18 protein-coding genes are annotated in these 20,536 nt (G+C 53.9%); 11 read left to right on the top strand and 7 right to left on the bottom strand.

What is annotated here, in order from left to right; all coding sequences use genetic code 11:
• Positions 1-82 precede the first annotated feature (82 nt).
• Complete coding sequence (locus AC6ESO_RS16640; protein ID WP_497092322.1) at positions 83-1,981, top strand: glycerol-3-phosphate dehydrogenase/oxidase; 1,899 nt, start codon at positions 83-85, stop codon at positions 1,979-1,981.
• Positions 1,982-2,017: 36 nt separating this feature from the next.
• Positions 2,018-3,520, top strand: a complete 1,503-nt coding sequence (gene glpK, locus AC6ESO_RS16635; RefSeq protein ID WP_497092321.1) for a glycerol kinase GlpK — start codon at positions 2,018-2,020, stop codon at positions 3,518-3,520.
• A 205-nt stretch (positions 3,521-3,725) separates the two neighbouring features.
• On the opposite strand, the gene AC6ESO_RS16630 is transcribed toward glpK, so the two are convergent.
• Genes AC6ESO_RS16630 through AC6ESO_RS16620 form a run of 3 tightly spaced genes read right to left on the bottom strand, consistent with a single transcriptional unit; the run spans position 3,726 to position 7,221 of the window.
• Positions 3,726-4,790, bottom strand: a complete 1,065-nt coding sequence (locus AC6ESO_RS16630; RefSeq protein WP_497092579.1) for a Ger(x)C family spore germination protein — start codon at positions 4,788-4,790, stop codon at positions 3,726-3,728.
• Complete coding sequence (locus tag AC6ESO_RS16625) at positions 4,790-5,881, bottom strand: GerAB/ArcD/ProY family transporter (RefSeq protein ID WP_497092578.1); 1,092 nt, start codon at positions 5,879-5,881, stop codon at positions 4,790-4,792. Before AC6ESO_RS16625 ends, AC6ESO_RS16630 begins: the two co-directional genes overlap by 1 nt.
• Entirely contained in the window at positions 5,881-7,221 is a 1,341-nt protein-coding gene (locus AC6ESO_RS16620) for a spore germination protein (RefSeq protein ID WP_497092320.1), read from the bottom strand. The genes AC6ESO_RS16625 and AC6ESO_RS16620 overlap by 1 nt, the downstream gene beginning before the upstream one ends.
• A 98-nt stretch (positions 7,222-7,319) precedes the next feature.
• Here AC6ESO_RS16620 and AC6ESO_RS16615 point away from each other — a divergent pair, with 98 nt between their 5' ends.
• Positions 7,320-8,444 (top strand): alpha/beta hydrolase family protein, encoded by a 1,125-nt coding sequence (locus tag AC6ESO_RS16615; protein WP_497092319.1) that lies wholly within the window; start codon positions 7,320-7,322, stop codon positions 8,442-8,444.
• 90 nt (positions 8,445-8,534) lie between these two features.
• On the opposite strand, the gene arfA is transcribed toward AC6ESO_RS16615, so the two are convergent.
• Positions 8,535-10,043, bottom strand: a complete 1,509-nt coding sequence (arfA, locus tag AC6ESO_RS16610; RefSeq protein ID WP_497092318.1) for an arabinosylfuranosidase ArfA — start codon at positions 10,041-10,043, stop codon at positions 8,535-8,537.
• Between the two features lie 179 nt (positions 10,044-10,222).
• Between arfA and AC6ESO_RS16605 the strand changes: the two genes are divergently transcribed.
• The 3 genes from AC6ESO_RS16605 (at position 10,223) to AC6ESO_RS16595 (ending at position 12,621) form a co-directional block, all read left to right on the top strand.
• The gene (locus AC6ESO_RS16605; RefSeq protein WP_497092317.1) at positions 10,223-11,134 is read left to right on the top strand and encodes an ArsR/SmtB family transcription factor; all 912 of its coding nucleotides are present in this window, start codon (positions 10,223-10,225) and stop codon (positions 11,132-11,134) included.
• A gap of 34 nt (positions 11,135-11,168) precedes the next feature.
• Entirely contained in the window at positions 11,169-12,200 is a 1,032-nt protein-coding gene (locus AC6ESO_RS16600; protein ID WP_497092316.1) for an RsmD family RNA methyltransferase, read from the top strand.
• A 253-nt stretch (positions 12,201-12,453) separates the two neighbouring features.
• Positions 12,454-12,621 (top strand): hypothetical protein, encoded by a 168-nt coding sequence (locus AC6ESO_RS16595; protein WP_497092315.1) that lies wholly within the window; start codon positions 12,454-12,456, stop codon positions 12,619-12,621.
• A gap of 416 nt (positions 12,622-13,037) precedes the next feature.
• On the opposite strand, the gene AC6ESO_RS16590 is transcribed toward AC6ESO_RS16595, so the two are convergent.
• Both AC6ESO_RS16590 and AC6ESO_RS16585 read right to left on the bottom strand, forming a co-directional pair.
• Entirely contained in the window at positions 13,038-14,018 is a 981-nt protein-coding gene (locus tag AC6ESO_RS16590) for an aldo/keto reductase (RefSeq protein WP_497092314.1), read from the bottom strand.
• Positions 14,019-14,044: 26 nt separating this feature from the next.
• The gene (locus tag AC6ESO_RS16585; protein WP_497092313.1) at positions 14,045-14,923 is read right to left on the bottom strand and encodes an aldose epimerase family protein; all 879 of its coding nucleotides are present in this window, start codon (positions 14,921-14,923) and stop codon (positions 14,045-14,047) included.
• Positions 14,924-15,142: 219 nt separating this feature from the next.
• Between AC6ESO_RS16585 and AC6ESO_RS16580 the strand changes: the two genes are divergently transcribed.
• The 5 genes from AC6ESO_RS16580 to AC6ESO_RS16560 all read left to right on the top strand — a co-directional run bounded on the left by AC6ESO_RS16580 (position 15,143) and on the right by AC6ESO_RS16560 (position 19,542).
• Positions 15,143-15,463 carry a PadR family transcriptional regulator gene (locus tag AC6ESO_RS16580; protein ID WP_091224208.1) on the top strand — a complete coding sequence of 107 codons (321 nt, stop codon included), beginning with the start codon at positions 15,143-15,145 and terminating at the stop codon, positions 15,461-15,463.
• Positions 15,460-16,017, top strand: a complete 558-nt coding sequence (locus tag AC6ESO_RS16575) for an HAAS signaling domain-containing protein (protein ID WP_497092312.1) — start codon at positions 15,460-15,462, stop codon at positions 16,015-16,017. Before AC6ESO_RS16580 ends, AC6ESO_RS16575 begins: the two co-directional genes overlap by 4 nt.
• Positions 16,014-16,967, top strand: coding sequence for a DUF4097 family beta strand repeat-containing protein (locus tag AC6ESO_RS16570; RefSeq protein ID WP_497092311.1), 954 nt, complete (start codon positions 16,014-16,016; stop codon positions 16,965-16,967). Before AC6ESO_RS16575 ends, AC6ESO_RS16570 begins: the two co-directional genes overlap by 4 nt.
• A gap of 189 nt (positions 16,968-17,156) precedes the next feature.
• Positions 17,157-18,047: a multicopper oxidase family protein gene (locus AC6ESO_RS16565; protein WP_497092310.1), complete on the top strand. Its 891-nt coding sequence runs from the start codon at positions 17,157-17,159 to the stop codon at positions 18,045-18,047.
• A gap of 46 nt (positions 18,048-18,093) precedes the next feature.
• Positions 18,094-19,542, top strand: coding sequence for an HD-GYP domain-containing protein (locus AC6ESO_RS16560; protein WP_497092309.1), 1,449 nt, complete (start codon positions 18,094-18,096; stop codon positions 19,540-19,542).
• 93 nt (positions 19,543-19,635) lie between these two features.
• Here the strand turns inward: AC6ESO_RS16560 and AC6ESO_RS16555 are convergent, their stop codons facing one another.
• The gene (locus tag AC6ESO_RS16555) at positions 19,636-20,517 is read right to left on the bottom strand and encodes a helix-turn-helix domain-containing protein (RefSeq protein WP_497092308.1); all 882 of its coding nucleotides are present in this window, start codon (positions 20,515-20,517) and stop codon (positions 19,636-19,638) included.
• Between the last annotated feature and the right edge of the window lie 19 nt (positions 20,518-20,536).

Raw genomic sequence — 20,536 nt, 5'->3', positions numbered from 1 at the left:
AATTCCTTATACGCTTATACTGTAAATAAAAGGCCAAAGGTTTGGGGAAAATGCTTCTTTTGCTAAAGGAGGAATGAACGGCATGGGCGAATCTTTCTCGGTGGAGCACCGGGCAGCGCGTCTAGAGCGAATGTCATCGGAGCTGCTCGATGTGCTCATCATCGGGGGCGGCATAACGGGGGCCGGCATTGCATGGGATGCGTCGCGGCGCGGTCTTCGGACAGGTCTTGTGGAAATGGGCGATTTTGCGCAAGGTACGAGCAGCCGCTCGACCAAGCTGGTGCATGGCGGTCTGAGATATTTGAAGCAAGGCGAGGTCAAATTGGTAGCCGAGGTTGGTCGCGAACGGGCGCTGCTGCACAAGCATGCGCCTCATGTCGTGACGCCGACGCCGATGCTGATGCCGGTCTACAAGGGCGGTACCTACGGATATCTGGCATCGGCCATTGGGTTATATATTTATGACAGGCTTGCAGGCGTCAAACGTGCGGAGCGGCGTAAAATGTATCGGCGCGAGCAAACGGAAGCCCTGGAGCCGCTGCTGAAGCGGGATGGCTTGCGGGGTTCGGGCTACTATTATGAGTATCGGACCGACGATGCGCGGCTGACGCTTGAGGTGATGAAGACGGCGCATCGGCATGGCGCGGAGATTGTGAATTATGCCAAAGTCGAAGAGATGCTGTATCGGGACGGCGTAGTGTGCGGCGCTCGGATTGCGGACGTACGCAGCGGCAAACGTTATGATGTCTATGCGCGGAAGATCGTGAATGCGGCAGGACCTTGGGTTGACCATGTGCGCAAGCTGGACGGCGAAGTGACGGGCAAAAGGCTCCTGCTTACAAAAGGCGTTCATTTGGTTGTGGATGGTGAGCGACTGCCGGTACAGCAGGCGGTTTATATCGATGTACCGGATGGGCGGATGATCTTCATCATCCCGCGGGACGGCAAAACCTATATCGGGACGACGGATACGTTCTATCACGGCGATCCCGGTTCAGTTGTCACCACGCGCGCGGACCGCGATTATTTGCTGCATGCGGCGAATGCCGCTTTCCCTACAGCGAAGCTTACGCAAGCGGATGTGGAGTCATGCTGGGCAGGAGTTCGGCCGCTCATTCACGAAGATGGAAAGAGCCCCTCGGAAATTTCCCGGAAGGATGAAATGTTCATTTCGGAGAAAGGGCTTATTACGATCGCAGGCGGCAAGCTGACAGGCTTCCGCAAAATGGCCGAGAAGGTCGTGGATCTCGTCGCAGATGAGATTAAGCGCGGCACCGGCCGCAAGTTTGGCCGCTGCACGACCGGAGACGAAATGCTCTCCGGCGGCGATTATGGCGGGTATCATTCGTTCGGCGAGCTGCAAAAGGAACTGCTGACCCAGGGCTTGAAGCTGGGTGTGCCGCAGGCGGATTTGAAGATCTGGATTGCGAGGTATGGCAGCAATACCTCGCATTTATTGGCGCGTTATGCCGCGCTTAGGGAAGCGGACAGCGGTGATTCCGGCGTTGCTGCGGGTGCCGCCGGCGGGGTGGCGACTGCGGGATTGCCGGGATCCGGAGCAGCCGGCGCTGGAGTAGGAGCCGGTTCAACGGCAAAAGGTCCATCTGCAAAAGCAGTGTCTGGACGTATTACTGTATCGGTTGGCACTGGTGGCGCGGGTTCAGGTGCAACTGCGAGTCAGGGTCAGGCTGCTTCCGCGCTTGGAGCTGCATCTGCTGCTTCTGGTTGGGAGCAGACCTTGCGGGCCGAGCTCGATTACGCGATTGAGGAAGAAATGGCCTGCAGCGCGGTCGATTTCTTGCTGCGGCGAACGAGCCTGATTTTATTTGACCGTAAACGGGCGGAAACGCTGGTACAGCCTGTCCTTCGTTTGATGGGACAGCGTTTCGGCTGGAATGATGCGCAGAGTAAGGCAGAATTGGCCCGCGTACAGGCGGAGCTTAAAGCAGTGACGGAATTTCCCGAAATGGTACAGGAATAGGTTGAAGGTTAAGGCTTGTAACGGGGAGCGAAGATAATGGAGCGCTATATATTAGCTTTGGACGAGGGGACGACCTCCTGCCGGGCGATCCTGTTCGATGAGCAAGGCCGTGCTGCGGGTTCGGCGCAGCATGAGTTTGCCTCCGTATTCCCCCAGGCTGGTTGGGTGGAACAGGATGCGAATGAGATTTGGCAGAAGCAGCTGCAAGTGATGCGCGATGCGGCAGCCGGCGTTGCTGTGGAGCAGATTCACGCGATCGGGATTACGAATCAGCGTGAAACGCTCGTGGTCTGGGACGCGCAAACCGGCGAGCCGCTTCATCCCGCAATTGTGTGGCAATGCCGCCGGACGAGCGCGCTGTGCGAAGCGCTGAAGGCCGATGGCTGGGAGGACGAGGTGCGCGCGCGAACCGGCTTGCTGCTCGATCCGTATTTCTCCGGCACGAAGCTGAAGTGGCTGCTCGATGCAGTGCCGGGACTTCGCGAGCAAGGGGAGCAGGGACGCGCGCTGGCGGGAACGATAGACAGCTGGCTGATCTGGAAGCTGACGGAGGGCGCCGTGCATGCTACGGATGTTTCCAACGCGTCGCGTACGATGCTGTATAACATTCATACGCTGGAATGGGATGCCGACATCTTGGCGAAGCTCGGCATTCCCGCTGCAATGCTGCCCGAGGTGAAGCCATCCAGCGGCATATTCGGGTATACGCGTTTGCTTGGCGATGCCGCTGGAAGAGGTGCGGCAGGCTCGCAAGCGGCGGGGATTCCGATCGCGGGCGTGGCGGGCGACCAGCAGGCGGCGCTGTTTGGGCAGGGCTGCTTCGATACCGGTATGGCGAAGAATACGTACGGGACGGGCTGCTTCCTGCTCAAGAACACCGGCGACGCGCCGGTAGCATCGGCCAAAGGACTGCTCACGACGATCGCGTGGCAGATCGATGGCCGGACTACCTACGCGCTCGAAGGCAGCGTGTTCACGGCGGGGTCCGTGATGCAGTGGCTGCGCGACGGGCTTGGTCTGATTGCGCATGCATCAGACAGCGAAGCGCTGGCCGCTTCGGTAGCGGATACGCTTGGCGTCTACTTCGTGCCGGCGTTTACCGGGCTAGGCACGCCGTATTGGAACGCGGATGCGCGCGGCATGATTACGGGCCTTACCCGCGGCGCAACTTCGGCTCATCTGGTGCGCGCGGCGCTGGAGTCGATCGCGTATCAGACGGCGGACGTGCTGAACACGATGACCGAGGAGTCCGGGCTGCCGCTGCGCGAGCTGCGAGTGGACGGCGGAGCGGTCGCGAACGGCCTGCTCATGCAGTTCCAAGCCGATCTGCTCGGCGTATCTGTGATTCGGCCGGTGCTGCTTGAAACGACTTCGCTTGGCGCTGCGTATTTGGCCGGTCTCGGCGTTGGGTTCTGGAGCGGTGTTGACGAGCTGCGCGGATTATGGGCGCTCGATCGTACCTTCGAGCCGGAGCTGGATGAAGCGTGGCGGGGCGAAGTGTACGGAGGCTGGAAGAAAGCCGTGGGCTACCAGCTGTAGGCTTGCCTCAGCTGCAGCTCGGTTGCTTCAGGCATCCCGCACAAGAAGGGCTGTCTCAAAAGTGTGCAAGGCGACTTTTGAGGTGGCCTTTTTAGTTTGGATAGTTGGGAAGTAGCATCAAGAGAGGTACCCATTTCAAAAAGAAAGACGGCGCAGAGATTAGCGCCGTCTTTCTTTTGTTCTTAAGCGAGCCGATTTAAAGCAGCTAATTTTCCTGGATGTCGCCCGTATTCGTAATGATACATGTCACTGTGATTTCCGGTATGAGCTGGGGGTAATACGTTTCGCGCCATAGCTTGAGCTTGGAGAAGGCCAACTTGTTCCGGAAATATTCGCCCGTCCCCAGCGGGTCCGATTTGCTGGCTTGCAGCTTCTTGAATAATTGCTTGTACCGTTTCTCCATTGCCTCCGATAATGCGCTTTCGATTTGCTGCTCAGTCATGTTGCCGTTGTTCTCAAGCAGATGCAGCGACAGCTTCAAGCGCATGTTCAGCACTGGCTTTCCGTCCCTCCAGGACGTGCGAAGACGGTTATCGCAATTGACGATGGATACGCTGGCTTGATGGGCGGTTTCGACTACGGAGCCTTGGAACAGCTCGTCGTATAAGTTCACCAGCAGCGATTGCTCCTGCGAAATTTCGCCCACCATTTTCTCCTTCGACATGATGGCCGAACCAACGAATTCCAGCATGGTCGATTTGCCCGAGTGCAGAATCGGAATCGTGACATCCTGCGTATCCGAGTGGATGGCGCCGAAGGTTTCCCAGAGATAGGCAAGATTGATTTCGGGGCTCCAGCCGGCGTTCTTATTGAAAAAATTCATTAAAGCGCTTCCGTCTGTCTGGATGGATTTGCCGGTATGATTGAGAAATTGCTCTATATTTTGCGAGGTGATGGCCACAAGCGCTTTCGTCGGCATATGCTGGCTTCGTATCATATAAGCCATTTCGTCCTTAATGCCGTCTATGGCGACTTTGCGGTCGAACAAAACCAGCTGCAGATGCATGAAGTCGATCCCGGCTTCGATGTTGGTATCGATTTCGGTCAGCGCCTTGCTGATTGTGTCGGCCTCTTCATAATGCACCTTGGAAATGAGCTTTCGGCCATACGGAAGCGGAACTTGAATAAAAACCCGATATTTCTTTGCCTCCCCGTAAGAGATGCCCATAACGATAGGAAGCATGCGATGGTTTACATCCTTGATGTCCCAGCAGGCGGTTAAGGAGAGCATGCAAAGGAGCAACAAAACAGCTGTACGTGCCCGGCGCATCATTCAGTCAAAACCCGCTTTCCCTCCCGAGCGGCAATAGATCTTCCCCGTAAGAAGACGGCGATCGGAATGACCGCGTAAATTAACAGGCGGAACCACGTATCCGCTGCAAAGACCCGGATGTAATCGTTCCAGCTTGGAATCATGAAACTGACCGAGAAGACAATGAGGCTAAGACAAATCCGGATGTAGGTCTCGCGCCAAGCCGGAATCATCTTGCGAATCAGGAGCGCGGAAGACCACAGAGAGAACGAGCTGAGCGTCATGACGAATGCAAGCAGCGCAACGGCGTAAAACAGCGAAATCCGGTTGAACACCGTCCAAGTAATATTAACGGAGTCGAAGCTGGTCATGAGCGGGAAATTCATAATCTTTGCTGCATTCAGGCCATAAATGACGATCGGAATATACAGGGCGACAACGTGCAGCAACGAAATTAAGACAAAGCTGATTAAGATCGGCCTTATCTTCACCTTGCATACGGGAGGCAGCATGCCTAGGAGCAGGAACGGACAGATCGAGAACAGCGTTATTAAAAAGGTGCTGTTGGCCAAAAAGTCCATACTTGGATTGATAAGCGGGTAAACACGCACAAATTTGGCATTTTGAAAGCATGCGAATATGGCGAATAACAGCACGGGAAAGTTGATTAACGTGAGTAGGGTACTAGCTCTCATAATGCCCTGCGGTCCGATGGAAGCCCCGAAGAACATAAGCAGGCAGAGCACGGCCAAGATGACGTGAAGCGGTGAGCTCGCGATAAAAACGATAATCATCAGTTCGGCAAAATAACGCAGCGCCAAAATCGGAATAAGCAAGATGAACCCTGCCAGTGGCACGATAAGTGCGGCGCTAATCCATTTGCCAAGGGGCAGAAACAGGTCGGCGTAATCTTTGTTCCCGGCTTTGCGGAACCCCAGCAGCAGAAGCAGAAGCAAAAACAGTTCGATCCCCATGCTCAAGCATACGGGTTCCCAATGGCCATATTCGGTCGTTTCCAGCATCGAACGCGTAAAGGCGGCAAACAGGATGCTGCAGTGGGCGGCAATAAAAAATATAGGAGCAGTCATAGTGGCGACCCATCGATGCATCAATTGCGACACTTCTTTCTTAGAGTCATTGTTCTCGCTTCTTTCGCGGAGAGAAAATCCATGAACGGAACGCCGAACCGCTGCAGACTGCACGCGTAGTAGCAGATGGCGATAAAGGCGACGAATAAGCCGAAGATCCCGAATACGCCCGAAAGGATAACGACGCCTGACCGCAGCATCCGCACGATCAGCGTATTCAAGTAATTCGGAAAAGCGAAATGAGCTGTCACCGAGGCTGCAAGCACGATGATGACGAGGTTGCTGACGAGCTTGGCGTCGACGATGGCCTGGCCGAGGATAATGCCGCCGATCAAGCAGTTCGTCGCTGCGATGGTTTTGGGCAGGCGCTGCGTCGCTTCGATGATGATTTCGCTGATTATTAGAAGCAGCAGCATCTCGAGAAACGTCGGCAGCGGTATGCCGATCCGGCTCTCGGCGATGGAAAGGGCGAGCTCGATCCGCAGCGTCTCGGGATTAACGGATACGAGAGCCACATACAGCCCCGGTATCAGCAGGGCGATCAGAATGCTGAGCAAGCGCAAGCCGCGCAGGAGCAGCATGATGGGTATAGGGAATTGCCTGTCCCATTCCAAGGCAATGAAATCGCTGAATATCAAGGGAAGCACGTACGCGGTCGGCTCGCCGTCGATCAGCAGAAGGACTCTGCCCTGCATCATGGACGCGACGGCTTGTCCGGGCAGCTCCGTTTTATGATAAGGAGATAACAAATGATAGCGGCTTTGGCCGAAGATGCGGATGAGGTCCTGTCCGTTGCGGACGTCTTGCTTCGAAGCCTTCTTCAAGGCGTTCTTGACGGTTTCGAGCAAATCCCGATCCACGTCCTCCGATAGATACACCAAGGCAGCTTGCTTCTGAGCCACGCCATGGAAGTGAAGAATCTCGATCTGGAGCTCAGTCGAATCGATCGTTCTGCGCAGAATGCCCATGTTGGTGGTTAAGGGTTCCATGAAGGCAATCGCGGATGCGAAGGGGAGGAACTCGTTTTCCGCTTTCTCGATGGCACGATCGAGCTGCTTGAGCTTGCCTTGAAAACTGAATGCCCGGTTTGCCGCCGCGTCGATCATGACGACCTTCCCCTGCAGCAAAAGATCCGTAACGGTCGGTGTCCAAGCTTGCCCTAATAAGCGCGCGCAGATTTCCTCGAAGCCGGACTCCGCGCCGATGCCGCAGTTCGAGATAAACGCAATGGTTTCCTCCCAGCTCACAAGGGATTCGTAGCCCGCCATCCACAGTGTGATCGATCCCACTTGGAGCTGATCGATTTTTAAGTCGTGCTGGGTTTTTGTTTGCTTTTGCAGCGTTTCGATATAGGCTTCCATTGCTACACCTCTTGAAGTATTTTTTTCCAAGTGGAGGAAAAATATGCACCGGGTCGAATGTATTACGGCATATGCAGCTATCAAAGGAGGAACAGTCCGTGGAACGTTCGATACCGCCGCTTCTGGTCAGTCTTGTTGGAAACGAAATCGATTCGGCAGGGGTATGGAAGGAGCGGCGCAGGCCCGAACTGCTTGAGCTATTCGCTGAGCATGTTTACGGCAGGCAGCCGGTGAATCGGCCGCAATGGATGATCTTCGCCGTTGCTTCGCAAGAGCCGTGCTTGGATGGCAAGGCCGTCCGCAAGAACATCGATATTCATTTTGTAGGAGATGGCGAAGGAGAAAGCGGCGGCCAAGGTCGCATTCGCTTAACCTTGTATGTTCCTGCCGATACCGGTGGGGCTGAGAAGAAGCGGTGGCCCGTGTTTCTGCTCCTCGATCACGGCAGGCTGTCAGCGGTGCGGGAAGGGGAATCGCCTTCCACGTCTTTCTGGCCGGTGGAGCAAATTATCGACAGCGGGTATGGCACGGCGATGATTGCCGCCGAGGACATCGATCCCGACGAGCATGACGGCTTCCGCAACGGGGTGCACGGGTTGTTTGATCCGAAGGATCGGCCTCGCGCCGGGGATGCATGGGGCACCATCTCCGCATGGGCGTGGGGGCTTAGCCGCGCCATGGACTATTTGGAGACGGATCCGGACGTCGATTCGGCCCGAGTAGCCGTCATCGGACATTCCCGCGGGGGCAAAACCGCGCTCTGGGCCGGCGCGCTCGACGAGCGCTTCGCCATGGTCGTCAGCAATGAGTCGGGCTGTACCGGCGCGGCTATTTCGAGGGGGAAGGTCGGGGAGCGCATTCATCAGATCAATACCGCGTTCCCGCACTGGTTCGCGGATAATTACAAGCGCTATAACGAGCGTGAAGAAGAGCTGCCGGTTGATCAGCATATGCTGCTGGCGCTTATTGCACCGCGGCTGCTCTATGTTTCCAGTGCGGCGGAGGATGAGTGGGCCGATCCGGCGTCCGAATATCTTTCCTTGCAGCATGCGGAGCCTGCGTACCGGCTGTTTGGTGCTGACGGACTGGCGGCAGAGCCGTTTCCGGAGCTGGACTCCCCGTTATATGCCGAGCGCTGCGGCTATCATATCCGATCGGGCAAGCATGATTTGACCGAGGTGGATTGGACTTGCATTTTAGCTTTTGCAAACGGTCGATTATAGAGGAAAAAAAAGAGAGCAGGCAGGTACTTCGTAATGAGAAGTATCCGTCTGCTCTTGTTTGTTACATATGTCTTGGGTTGTCGTCGCGTGTTACGCGAGCTTGAGACGAATCACATTCCAAGATGCTTTGCCGAGGGAGGCTGCAACGCCGCTGCCATCAATTACCGCATTGCCTCCGTTGTGAGGAGCGACACGGTTTGGCGCTTCTTGTGTATTAGCGGCTTTCAAGTCGTCGCTTTCCAGTACGATGTGCTCAAGGATGCGGACATCGCCGAAGCTGCGCAGATCGATTTCGAGCGGCAGCGATTCACTCAAGTGGCGGTTAACCGCGAACACGGTTACTTCGCCAGCTTCCGTATTGTGTACGGCAACCGCATCGAGGTATGGGACGTCGGTGTAATCTTTTGCATCATATTTGGGCGAAGAAGTAAGCGGCACAAGGACTGTACCACGTCCGAAAATACTTGCATGCATATAAGGATAATAGATGGTCTGCTTCCAAGCGCCGCCGCCGTTTGCCGTCATAATTGGCGCGATCACGTTGACGAGCTGCGCGAGGCAGGCCATTTTGACGCGGTCGGCACGTTTTAACATACTGATTAGCATGCTTCCGACAAGCAGCGCATCCTCGTGGTTGTACACATCTTCAAGCTGCGGCGGTGCAATGGACCACGGCTCGATCCGGGAATCGGCCTCATTGGAGTGATACCACACATTCCACTCATCGAAGGAGAGGTTGATCCGTTTCTTGCTTCGTTTCGTTGCTTGCACATAGTCGCAGGTGGAGATGACGGTATTAATGAAGGAGTCCATGCCCATGGATTGGGCCAGGAAGTTCGACGTGTCTTTATCCCTGTTGCCATAGTACTGATGCAGGGAGATATAGTCGACCTCGTTGTAGCAAAGGTCCAGCACGGTGCGCTCCCACTCAGGGAATGTGGCCATACCGAGGTTGGAGCTGCCGCAGGCAACCACTTCAATGGAAGGGTCCACCCATTTCATGACCTTCGCGCTCTCAGCGGCGATTCGGCCATATTCGACTGCGGTTTTGGCCCCGATTTGCCATGGACCGTCCATCTCGTTGCCCAAACACCAGGTTTTGATGCCGTGCGGCTGTTTATAGCCATGTGAAATACGCAGGTCACTTAATTGCGAGCCGGAGGGATGATTGGCATATTCCACGAGCTGGCGGGCTTCATCGGGACCGCGGGTTCCTAGATTCACAGCCATCATTGGCGAAGTATTCGCTTTGCGGCACCAGTCCACAAACTCATTGAGTCCGAACAAATTCGGTTCAATGGTTCGCCATGCGAGTTCAAGGCGCCTTGGTCGCAGCTCGATCGGGCCTACGCCATCCTCCCAGTTATAGCCGGAGACGAAGTTTCCTCCCGGGTAACGGACAACCGGCACATCGATGCCTTTGATCAGCTCAAGCACATCGCCGCGAAAGCCTTGCTCATCCGCAGTTGCATGGCCTGGCTCATAAATTCCCCCATATACCGCGCGTCCCAGATGCTCGATGAACGAACCGTAGATTCTTTTATCAACCTCGCCAATCGTAAAATCCTTCTCGACAATCATTTTCGCTTTCTGTGACATGCGGGGATTCACCTCTTCAATGAATTAGATTGGATTAATGAAATAATTAATTGATTAATATATAATAGATCCATCTATCGCTAATTAAACCGCAATTCGGGCAGCACGTGCAAGCTTTTCTTTTTGCAGGAATTGAATTAATATATCTGTTAACTAAAGCGAGACGGAAGGAACCGTGCATGATGATAAAAGCGAATTTGGACCGCAAATGGCTCCCTCTCTACGAAGCGCTTTCCAGTGATGTGAGACTGCGCATCCTAGAGCTGCTTGCCGTGCAGCCTATGAATATTAAGGAGCTCGCAGCCGCGCTTGGCTTAAGCAGTGCGATCTTGACAATGCACGCTAAGAAACTGGAGAAAGGCGGGTTAATTGAGACGAAGCTTGTGCGGCGAGGAGGCGGTACACACAAAATTTGCTCCCTTGCTGCCGGCAACGTGGAGATTACCATTCCGCAGACTATGGAGCCGAAACGCGAATTTCATGAGGTGTCGATTCCGGTTGGCCACTATACCTCTTTTGAAGTGCATCCCACCTGTGGTCTTGCAACCTCCGAGCATATCATAGGCCAGTTCGATGATCCGCGTTATTTCATGGAGCCGGAACGGATGCATGCGCAAATTTTATGGTTCGGCAAAGGGTATGTGGAATACCGCGTCCCCAATTACGTGCTGCAGGGACAAGCGCTGGAGGAGATTGAACTCTCCGTCGAGATCGGCTCGGAAGCTCCTGGCGTCCGAGTGGATTGGCCATCAGACATCCATTTTTATTTAAACGATACGCTGCTTGGCGTATGGACCAGTCCTGGCGATTCCGGCGAGGGGCGCGGCCGCTTAACCCCATCCTGGTGGAGTGTCAATCAATATGGCTGGCTAAAAGTGATACGGATCACGGACCGCGGGACATTCATCGATGGTCAACGTTTATCGGATGTGTCGCTGCAGGATATCGTGATGACGCGCAACGACTGGCTGCTCCGATTGGCCGTACCCGAAGGTGCCGAGCATGTCGGCGGATTGACCATCTACGGTGAAGGCTTTGGCAACTACAATCAATCGATTGTATTTCGAACCTACCGCAGTTCGGGGCATTAAGGCTTAAATGCAGCTAGATGATGAGGGTGGAAATGTGCAAAAAGTGGTAGATGCTTCAGAGCTGGTCGAGGCTCGATCTGTTGGTAATTTTTATTATCCAGTCACATCTCATGAGGATGAATTCGACTTGTGCGGTATGGAAATGCGCGCGTTATTCGGTTTTAATCCAAATAATGGTTGTGTGATAAGCGATAAAAATATAGATCCGACCAGAAGTCCGTTTATCCGAGGAAAGCTGGCTATCCAGCTCGTAGCGGATGACCCTGCCGGTATTGCGGCACAGGTTGCGGATGCCGTTCGGCTTGAGGGACGTACGTTCAAAGTCATGTTTGTCGGGGGCGGCGATGAGCGGGAGTCGTTCGCTTTCGACCGCCAGCGGGCGATTGAGAAGGAGATCGGCTGGCGGATTGTTGGCAAAGCGGAAATGCGTCGGCCAGATCTGGTATTTGGCGTAGCCTACGTAGACGGGCGCTACCTGTTCGGGGCGTATGAGAAAAGCGAGGCGCTGTGGCTGAAGTATAACGATAAGCCGCGGCCGTATTCCACCGCGCTTAGCACGCGTGTAGCCCGGGCGGTTGTGAATATCGCCGCGCCGACGACGGAGGAGCGGGTCATCGACCCTTGCTGCGGGATCGGCACGGTCATAATCGAGGCGTTGTCGATGGGGATCTCCATCGTGGGCTTCGACAACAACCCGCTGGCGCTGAAGGGAGCCCGTGTTAATCTGGCTCACTTCGGCATGCCGGATGTGGTCAAGCTCGCGGATATGATGACGCTTGAACCGCTGGATTTTGTCCCGCCGGAGGCTGGCGGCGCAGTGTCGGACGGTCGGCGAGTGTTCGATTCGGCGATTATCGATCTGCCCTACAATCTCTGCTCGAAGCTGCCATCGGCGGAGCGATTGGCTATGCTTCGCAGCGCGGGACGCTTGGCAGAACGCGTCATCATCGTCACGACGGAGCTAATCGACGCTGACATCGCTGAAGCCGGCTTTGCCATCACCGACCGCTGCATCGTCCGCAAGGGCAAATTCGAGCGGCAGGTGATTGCCTGCCGCGGGGAGTAGCTTAGGGCGGGAAGAGTAGCTTCCAGGGCAACACATTGGTGGAGAATTGGTTAGTTTTGCGTAAGTGTAACTCTCTGGGCAACACATTGGTTGGAGAAGTTGTGAAAGTGGCGCAAGAGTTAAGTACTTGAAGCACATCTAGAGGTCCACATGGAAGCCAAATTAGCTAGTTTCGCCGCAAGAAGCACACCTGGGGATCTACATGGAAGCCAAGTAGCTAATTTCACCGCAAGAAGCACACCTGGGGATCTACATGGAAGCCAAAGTAGCGAATATCGAGCAAGAAGGACACCTGGGGATCTACATGGAAGCCAAAGTAGCGAATATCGTGCAAGAAGCACACCTAGGGATCTACATGGAAGCCAAAGTAGCGATTATCGTGCAAGAAGCACACCTAGGGATCTACATGGAAGCCAAGTAGCTAGTTTCGCCGCAAGAAGGACACCTGGGGATCTACATGGAAGCCAAAGTAGCGAATATCGTGCAAGAAGCACACCTAGGGATCTACATGGAAACCAAAGTAGCTAATATATTGCAGGATAGCGACTTTCAGTTTAGTGCATTGGTGCGGGAGCGACGAAAGAAGTAGGTAGGGCGTAGTTAGTTGAAGAACGGTCTTTGGAGTAACTTTTGGCGGTTGTGAGAGGTAACAGTTACCGTTCATGAGCAGCAAATGGTGGTTTTCACCTAAAGAGAGGTACGCAGCACCGCTCATCTTCTGCCCGTCCGAACAGCTTGGATCCGATCATCGAAGATCAGGCCGGCGGTTAGCTAGTTTAAATATAAGAAGAAGGGCCAGACATCCACAGGATGTCTGGCCCTTCGCAGTTCAAACCATTAACGAGCGCCGCAGCGGTCGGCGAGCTCGGATAGCTCGCGCTGCTCGTCGCGGCTGATTGCGAACGTCATGGCGCGCACGTTTTCCTTCGCGTGATGCGGCTTGGAGGCGCCGGGAATGGCGAAGACGGTTTCGCCATTGGCATGGATGAGCCAATTTAAGGCCACCTGGCTCGGGGAAGCCTCGTACTTGTCGGCCAGCTCCTGCAGCCGGGCAATTAAAGGACGCGTGCGTGCCAGCGCGGCGGGTTTGAAGCCGCCGGAGAGCTTGCGCATCCCGCCAATGCCGGCGACTAGCGCGGGATCGGCATGGAACTTGCCGCTCAGAGTCCCTTGCTCGAGCGGCGAATAGGCGATGATGGCAACGCCAAGCTCCTTGGCGGTTTCCATGATGCCATTTCGCTCGACGCGGCGGTCCAGCAGGCTGTATTTCACCTGGTTGGACGCCAATCGAAGCCCGTGCTCGCGAAGGGCTCGGTCTGCCTCGCGCATCCGCTCAGCGGAGAAATTGCTAACGCCTACATGGCGGATTTTGCCTTGCTTCACGAGTGCGGCCATTTCCTTCATCTCTGCCGCTGCCGAGGAGAAGGAGAAGGGCTGATGCACCTGATGCAGTGCGATCGGCCATCCCTTCAACCGGCGCATCCGCTCCTCAATGGTCCGAGATATGCTGCCTGCCGTTCGCATCATCGGCCACCATTTGGTCGCAACATAGGCATCCTTGGCTTCATCGCCAAGGGCTAGCAGCGCTTGTGCCAGCACTTCCTCGGATTTGCCGCCGCCGTAAATTTCAGCCGTATCGAACCAATTGATGCCGCCGGCGAGACTTGTCCTCACAATATCCTGAATGAGATCATCGCTCAGGACAGGCCAAAATCTCCCGATCAAGCCGCTGCCCTTGCTAAACTGCCAGCAGCCAAGTCCGAGCGGCGATAGCATCAAGTCTGAATTGCCCAATCGCCGAAGCTTTACCTGTTGCATCGTTTGCTCCTCCATATCTCGCTCCCTTAACCGCTGTACCCAATCTTCACGAGCAGCTCCATCTTCCCGCCAGCCTCAAGCATTGGCAGTTCATCCTTGCTCACAAGCTCGCCGTTCAGCGCCATCCATGGCTCGACACAGACGAATGGCGATCCGTTCACCTGCCACAGCACCACGTACTTGAACGCATCACTGTAAGACAATGAAATGGTTCCGCGGCCATCAGGACCAGGGAACGTAATCGAACGCGCTTTAGCGTCCAGCAAAGCGACGGATTCTTTCAACCCATCAAGGGAGATAGCGCCATCGATCGATTTTACAACGTTATCGTTATAGTCCAGATAGGAGGTGGCATCCGTTCCATATACGAGATCCTTCGACTCGGAGCGGAAGTACGGATGAAAGCCTGCGTAGAACGGCATAGCGGAATCCGATTGGTTGCTGTACGTTTGGCGGATTTGCAGCTCACCTTCGACCAACGCATAAGTGAACAACAGCTCGAACTGCCATGGATACTCGGCCAGCGTTCCTTCGCTGCTGCGCAAGCGCACGGTCACAGCGGCTTCGCCCGCATCGGAGTCGGCTACAACTTCCCAGGCGCGGTTTCGCGCAACGCCGTGATTGCGCATGGAATAAACTGTGCCGTTCCATTCATATTGCCCACCGGGGAGCTGACCGCAAATGGGGAAAAGAATCGGATTGCCGCCGCGGATATTCGCCTCCGGATCAAGGTAGGTCGCTTGATCGAGATAGAACAGCTCCTCGCCGCCCAGAATGCAGCTGGTTGCAATAGCGCCTCGCTCAGGACAGATCGTAACGGAGGAATTCGTAACGGAATCCGTTAACGTATAGAGCATATAGGTTCCATCGTGATGTGATTTCACTTCATAGCGGTTCTGACTCATGGTTGAAAGCCTCCCAAGTATGGTTTTATGCGAACAAGCATACCATATTGCGGCAATGTACTAAAATGACGAGGCCTCATCATGGGCGAATAACTATTTTTCCGACGCTATATTGCATAAACGAATAGTGAGCGATATACTATAGCAGCAGGAACATTTTTTTTGCCCCGCTATTCTACATTAATGAATACCTAACGATATGGTATAGGAGCGTCGACTATGAATGTACAGTTTAAGAAAGGCGTGCTCGATTTGTGCGTTCTTGCGTTAACCGCTTGGGAGGACCGTTACGGCTACGAGCTTGCGGTCACCATGTCCGCGAAATTCGAGGTCGCCGTCGGCAGCGTTTATCCGCTGCTCAGCCGCTTGACGCAGGAGGGTTATTTTTCAACCTATCTCAAAGAATCATCAGAAGGTCCGCCTCGGAAGTATTACAAGCTCACGCCAAAAGGACATACGCATCTCATGGGGCTAATCAGTGAATGGCGGACATTCTCCGTCGCAGTAGATGAATTGATTAAGGAAGGTGTCGAACGATGATCAGAGAGCAGTATTTGGGACAGCTATGGGAGCTGCTGTCGCCTGTGCCGGAGCCGCTTCGCAGGGAGTGGATGTACGATTACGAGGAGCATTTCCGCATGGCAGCCGAGCATGGACGCTCTGAATCGGAGGCAGCCGACGAGCTTGGCGATCCGCGATTAATTGCGAAGGAAATGCTGCTTAATTATCGCGTCGACCAAGCGTCGAATAAGAGCGGAAGCATCACCCTCGTATCACGGGCCGTGCTCGCTGCTGTCAGCTTAGGCTTCTTCAACCTCGTATTCGTGCTAGGTCCCTATGTTGCACTGCTTGGCGTGCTTGTAGCGATATGGGCGACAGCCATTGGCGTTGGACTCTCCTCCGTTATGGCGATCTATGAAGGCGCATTTGGAGGCGGCATTACGCTGCTGCAAGGTACCTTCCTCTCCATGGTGCTAATTGCACTTGGAATGCTGATCGGTGCCGGAGCGCACTGGTTGACTAGAGCTTTTGCGAAGATGACCTTAAGTTATTTGAAATTTAATTCCAGAGTGATAAGGGTGAAAAAAGGATGAGAAATTGGATCGTTGTCGCGTTGATACTGCTCGTTGTCGGTTTGATTGGCGCCTTCGGCACATTCCGGAAAGATGGAGCGCTCTCCTTCGGAACGGAGAAGGTGGCCCAAGAGCAAACGGTAGCGGGAGGTGGTATTGAAGAGGTTGAGATCAATACCGGCAGCTTGGACCTCACCGTTGTTCCTAGCCCGAATAATGAAGTGAAGGCAGAGCTGACAGGCCGCGCCAGCAAGAAATACCGGGATAAACTGAAGCTTGAGCTTCAGAGAGAAGGCAATGTACTTCATGTATCCGTACAGGATCGCGTCGGTTTCACGATTGGTATCAACATTCGCAATCTGGACTTGAAGTTGGAGCTGCCGGAGCAGCAGTATCGGAAGCTGATGCTGGATGCAGGCAGTGGAGATATCGATATTGCGCAGCTCAAGGCGGATCAAATTAAGCTTGATTCCGGTTCGGGCGATATGACACTCAAGCAACTGAATGCGCAATCCATTGAAGCGAAGATTGGCAGCGGCGACATCAGCTTCGAAGACGTAACGGCCACAGATCTCATTGCGGTAAATGCAGGCTCGGGCAATGTCACCACTGAAGGTCTAAAGGCAAAGAAGTTCACGGTTGATGTCGGCAGCGGCGATGTCGAATTGACGAATGCTGTTGCAGAGCTTCAGATTGAAACGAACAGCGGTGACATTGACTTAATTCTAAAGTCGCTCGAACAGCCTGCTGAGCTGGAGACCGGCAGCGGTGATGTTTCGATTCAGACAGACGAACAGCCCGCATCGGCTCGCATTACGTTTAGTCACGGCTCCGGCAGCCTCGACAATGATTGGGATGGCGGGGAGCTATCGACGGACAAGGATGATCGCGACGTGCTGCTCTTCGGCAGTGGATCCATTCCGCTGCATATTCATACAGGATCCGGCGATTTATCGGTTGGCGCCAAGTAAGTGCATGAACAGGGTTACGTTTGCTTATTGAAGCAAGCGGAGCCCTGTTTTCTTTATGTCCGCAGAACTACAAATTTATTGTCGAAAAACCGATATTCTGAAAGAAGGATAATAGACCTATCAGGCAGAAGTCATATTCTAGCACTTCCCGGCATAAACTTCGTTGTTTATGAACAGGGGGAGATATGAATGGTAGAATCGCCGGATTTACCGCTTCTGCCCTATCGTGTAATGAATGGGGTAAAATGCTTTGAGTTGTTCGCCGGTGTGGTTCAGCAGGAAATTCTGCCAGGAGTATTTATGCAAGGCTATGGATATAACGGATCTATTCCGGGGCCAACCATTATTGTGGAGCGAGGGGATTTCGTTCAAATTCGAGTGATCAACAACTTGCCGGAGCCGACAAGCGTTCATTGGCATGGGCTTGATGTGCCTAATGCGATGGACGGTGTACCGCCGTTTGAGCCTTCACCGCTCATACAGCCCGGCTACGGCTTTGATTACCGCTTTCGGATTATTAATCCGCCCGGTACACATATGTATCACAGTCATTATGAATCCATACGGCAAGAAATGATGGGGCTAGGCGGGTTGTTCATCATTCGGAATCGACATGAGAAGCAAGTCACCAGAGACTTTGCCTATATGCTTCAGGAGTTTCATTTGAACGGTATTCCCAAAGGCGAGCTCCATCCGGGTGTTTATGGCGTGGATCCACTATCGGACGGGTTTAATTTCTTTACGATGAATGGTCGCTGTTTCCCGCATACGTCGCCGCTTTATGTGGGGCTGAGGGACCGTGTTCGGATTCGATTAGCTAATTTAGGGATGCAAGGGCATCCCATGCATCTTCATGGGGTGCAAATGCTGGAAACCGCTTATGACGGTAATGAAGTACCGCCTTGGAACCAACTTCGCAAAAGCACCGTATTCGTTGCGCCGGGCGAGACGCGCGATATTCAGTTTGATGCATGGAACCCGGGCCGCTGGCCGTTTCATTGCCATATTCCGCATCATACCTCGAATAATTTCACACTAGCGGCCGGTGGGATGTTTACGACCATTCAAGTCGGCAATTAAAGCAGCGGTATGTAAGAGGCAGAACTATGAGAAGGAGCTTAAACCCATGCAGATGAAAGAAAAATCCGCCATCGGACCGATTCTGGGCGTCTTACTGCCGATTTTATTTTTTGAAGGGCTGCGCTCCTTTAAGACGCTCGATATTTCTGTTGAGGCGCCGGAGCGGCATTTTCAAATCGTAACGCTTGTTGCAGCGCTGGCGATTGTGGCTGCCATTGCAGTTGGTATTGCCGGACATCGTCTGCGGAATATTAAAGTAGGCTTCATGTCGCTTGCATATGTATCCTTAGCCGGGATATTCGTCTTGCATGGACTGACTACGCCGGGCTTTATCATTCATGCCGGACACTTGCCGAGCGTATTAGCTCAGCTTAGCGTGCTGGTTACCTCGGTGTGGCTGTTCTTGTCATCCGTATCAACGGATCGCTTCATCATAAGGCAGCTATCGAGGATTCGAACGTGGCTCATACCGGCGTGGCTGGTGCTGCTGGGCTTTATCTGCCTGTTGGCGCTGCAGCAGCCGCATATGATAGATGAAATCCCGCTTAATATAGATCCTTATAAATGGATCGCCTCATCCATCACCTGTATTACTTGCGTGTGGACGATGTATCGGTACTGGCAATCGTACCAAAGTGCGGGATTCCCGCTGCAGCGCGCCATTGTTTATAGTGTCGGACTTATTATCGCGGCTCAATATATCATCGTCATGGGCACGTCGTGGCATTTAAGCTGGTGGCTCTATCATGTATTGCTATTGGTCTCTATGGTCATTATGCTAGTTGGACTGCTCAAGCAGTATTTCTCACAAGGTTCCTTCAGCAATTCCCTGAAAGTATTGTTCCAATCCGATCCGCGTGCTTGGCTTGAAGCCTGCAAGACGCCAAGCGTTCAAGCGCTTATTATGGCTACGGAGGCGCGAGATGCCTATACAGCCGGCCATAACAATCGCGTAGCGCTGTATGCCCTTCGGCTCGGCGAGGAGATGGAGCTCAATAAACATCAGCTGCGAGCTATTGCGCAGGGCGGCGTTGTGCACGACGTTGGGAAGCTGAGAGTCCCTGATGCGATCTTGAACAAGGCAGGGAAGCTTTCGCCGGAGGAACGGCTTGTCATCGAGCGGCATCCGGTTTCCGGTTATGACATGTGCAAGCGGCTCGGGTTCCTGAAAGACGAGCTGTCGGTGATCCGCTCCCATCATGAGAAATGGGATGGAACGGGGTATCCGGATCGGCTGAGCGGCGAGAGCATTCCGTTGCTGGCACGGATAACGGCCATCGCGGACGTATACGATGCACTGACCTCATCGAGATCCTACCGCCAGGCGATGTCGCATGAGGAAGCGATGAACATCATCATTCAAGGCAGCGGAGCCCACTTCGACCCGGCTTGCGTGAAAGCATGGCGGCGCTTGGCCGCTGCGGATGCGGAGTTTTTCGAAGAGATTGCGGCGAACAGCCGCAGCTTGAAGCTCATACATAAAGCAGCGCAATAATACAAAAAAGCGGAGATCCTAGGGATCTCCGCTTTTTTGTGCAAATACGTTGCGACCGCCACCAAGAGGACGGAGGCAACTGTTATACCTTGTTTAAGGCCAAATATCTTGAGGCGTCACGTTCAATTTGGATGCAATGAGCATCGCGGTCTGCCGCTGCGGTTTCCCGATCTTACCATTGCGAAGCTTCGAAATCGTCTGAAGCGAGATTCCGGTTTCAATAGACAGCTGCTGAGCCGACATATAACTGCGCGCCATCAACACTTTTAACGTCACCGAAGGGTCCACGGCCTCCGAAATCGTCTGGACATCTGTCACGATAAATCCAAAATGCTTCAGGACACCATCGCCGCTATAGAACGGACGGAAGGTGATATGCAGCTCCAGCTGGGCGGTATTGGCTGCCAGCTTGGTTTGAACGACGATACGGTCCATCCGATTGTGAAGCGCGGCTTGCTCAAGTGCATAGACCAGACGTTCGCGGTCAGTGTTATTGAAGAACATATGGAGAGACTCTCGCTCGATTCGAAAGAGTCGGTCGAACAACGGTGCGGTATCATGCTGATAGTATCGCTCAATGACATAGGAATCGCTTAAAATGCCGGAGAACAGCACCTTCTTCGAGCTGCTTATCGTGTCGATCCAGGTCTTGGCCGTAATATCTTCGGCTGTAATCAGGTAAGCGGGTTCTTCCGTGTCCCTGACAGCTTCCCAGGTGAGGAGCAGCCGCTGCGGCTCTTCGGGTTTCGGCCGATCCAATAGGACCGTCTCGGAGCTAATAGAGTTGAGCAGATTGTTATTGTTCCAGGCTGAGAATAACCTGCTTGGCGGCAAGCCCGCCAGTTCTGCTTCAGAGCAGCCTACAAGATTGGAGAAGGCCTTGTTTGCGCTGTTAAACCGTATGTCGTCACCCCGTCCTACAACAACAGCTAATGGCGTTCGTATGGTATGAAATATAGCGGTCAATAGTGTCACTTTGGCTATCCCTCGCAAT

This window comes from Paenibacillus rhizoryzae, assembly GCF_059686995.1.
Note: the sequence above shows the minus strand (reverse complement) of the source record. Positions and strands in the feature narration are given on the sequence as shown.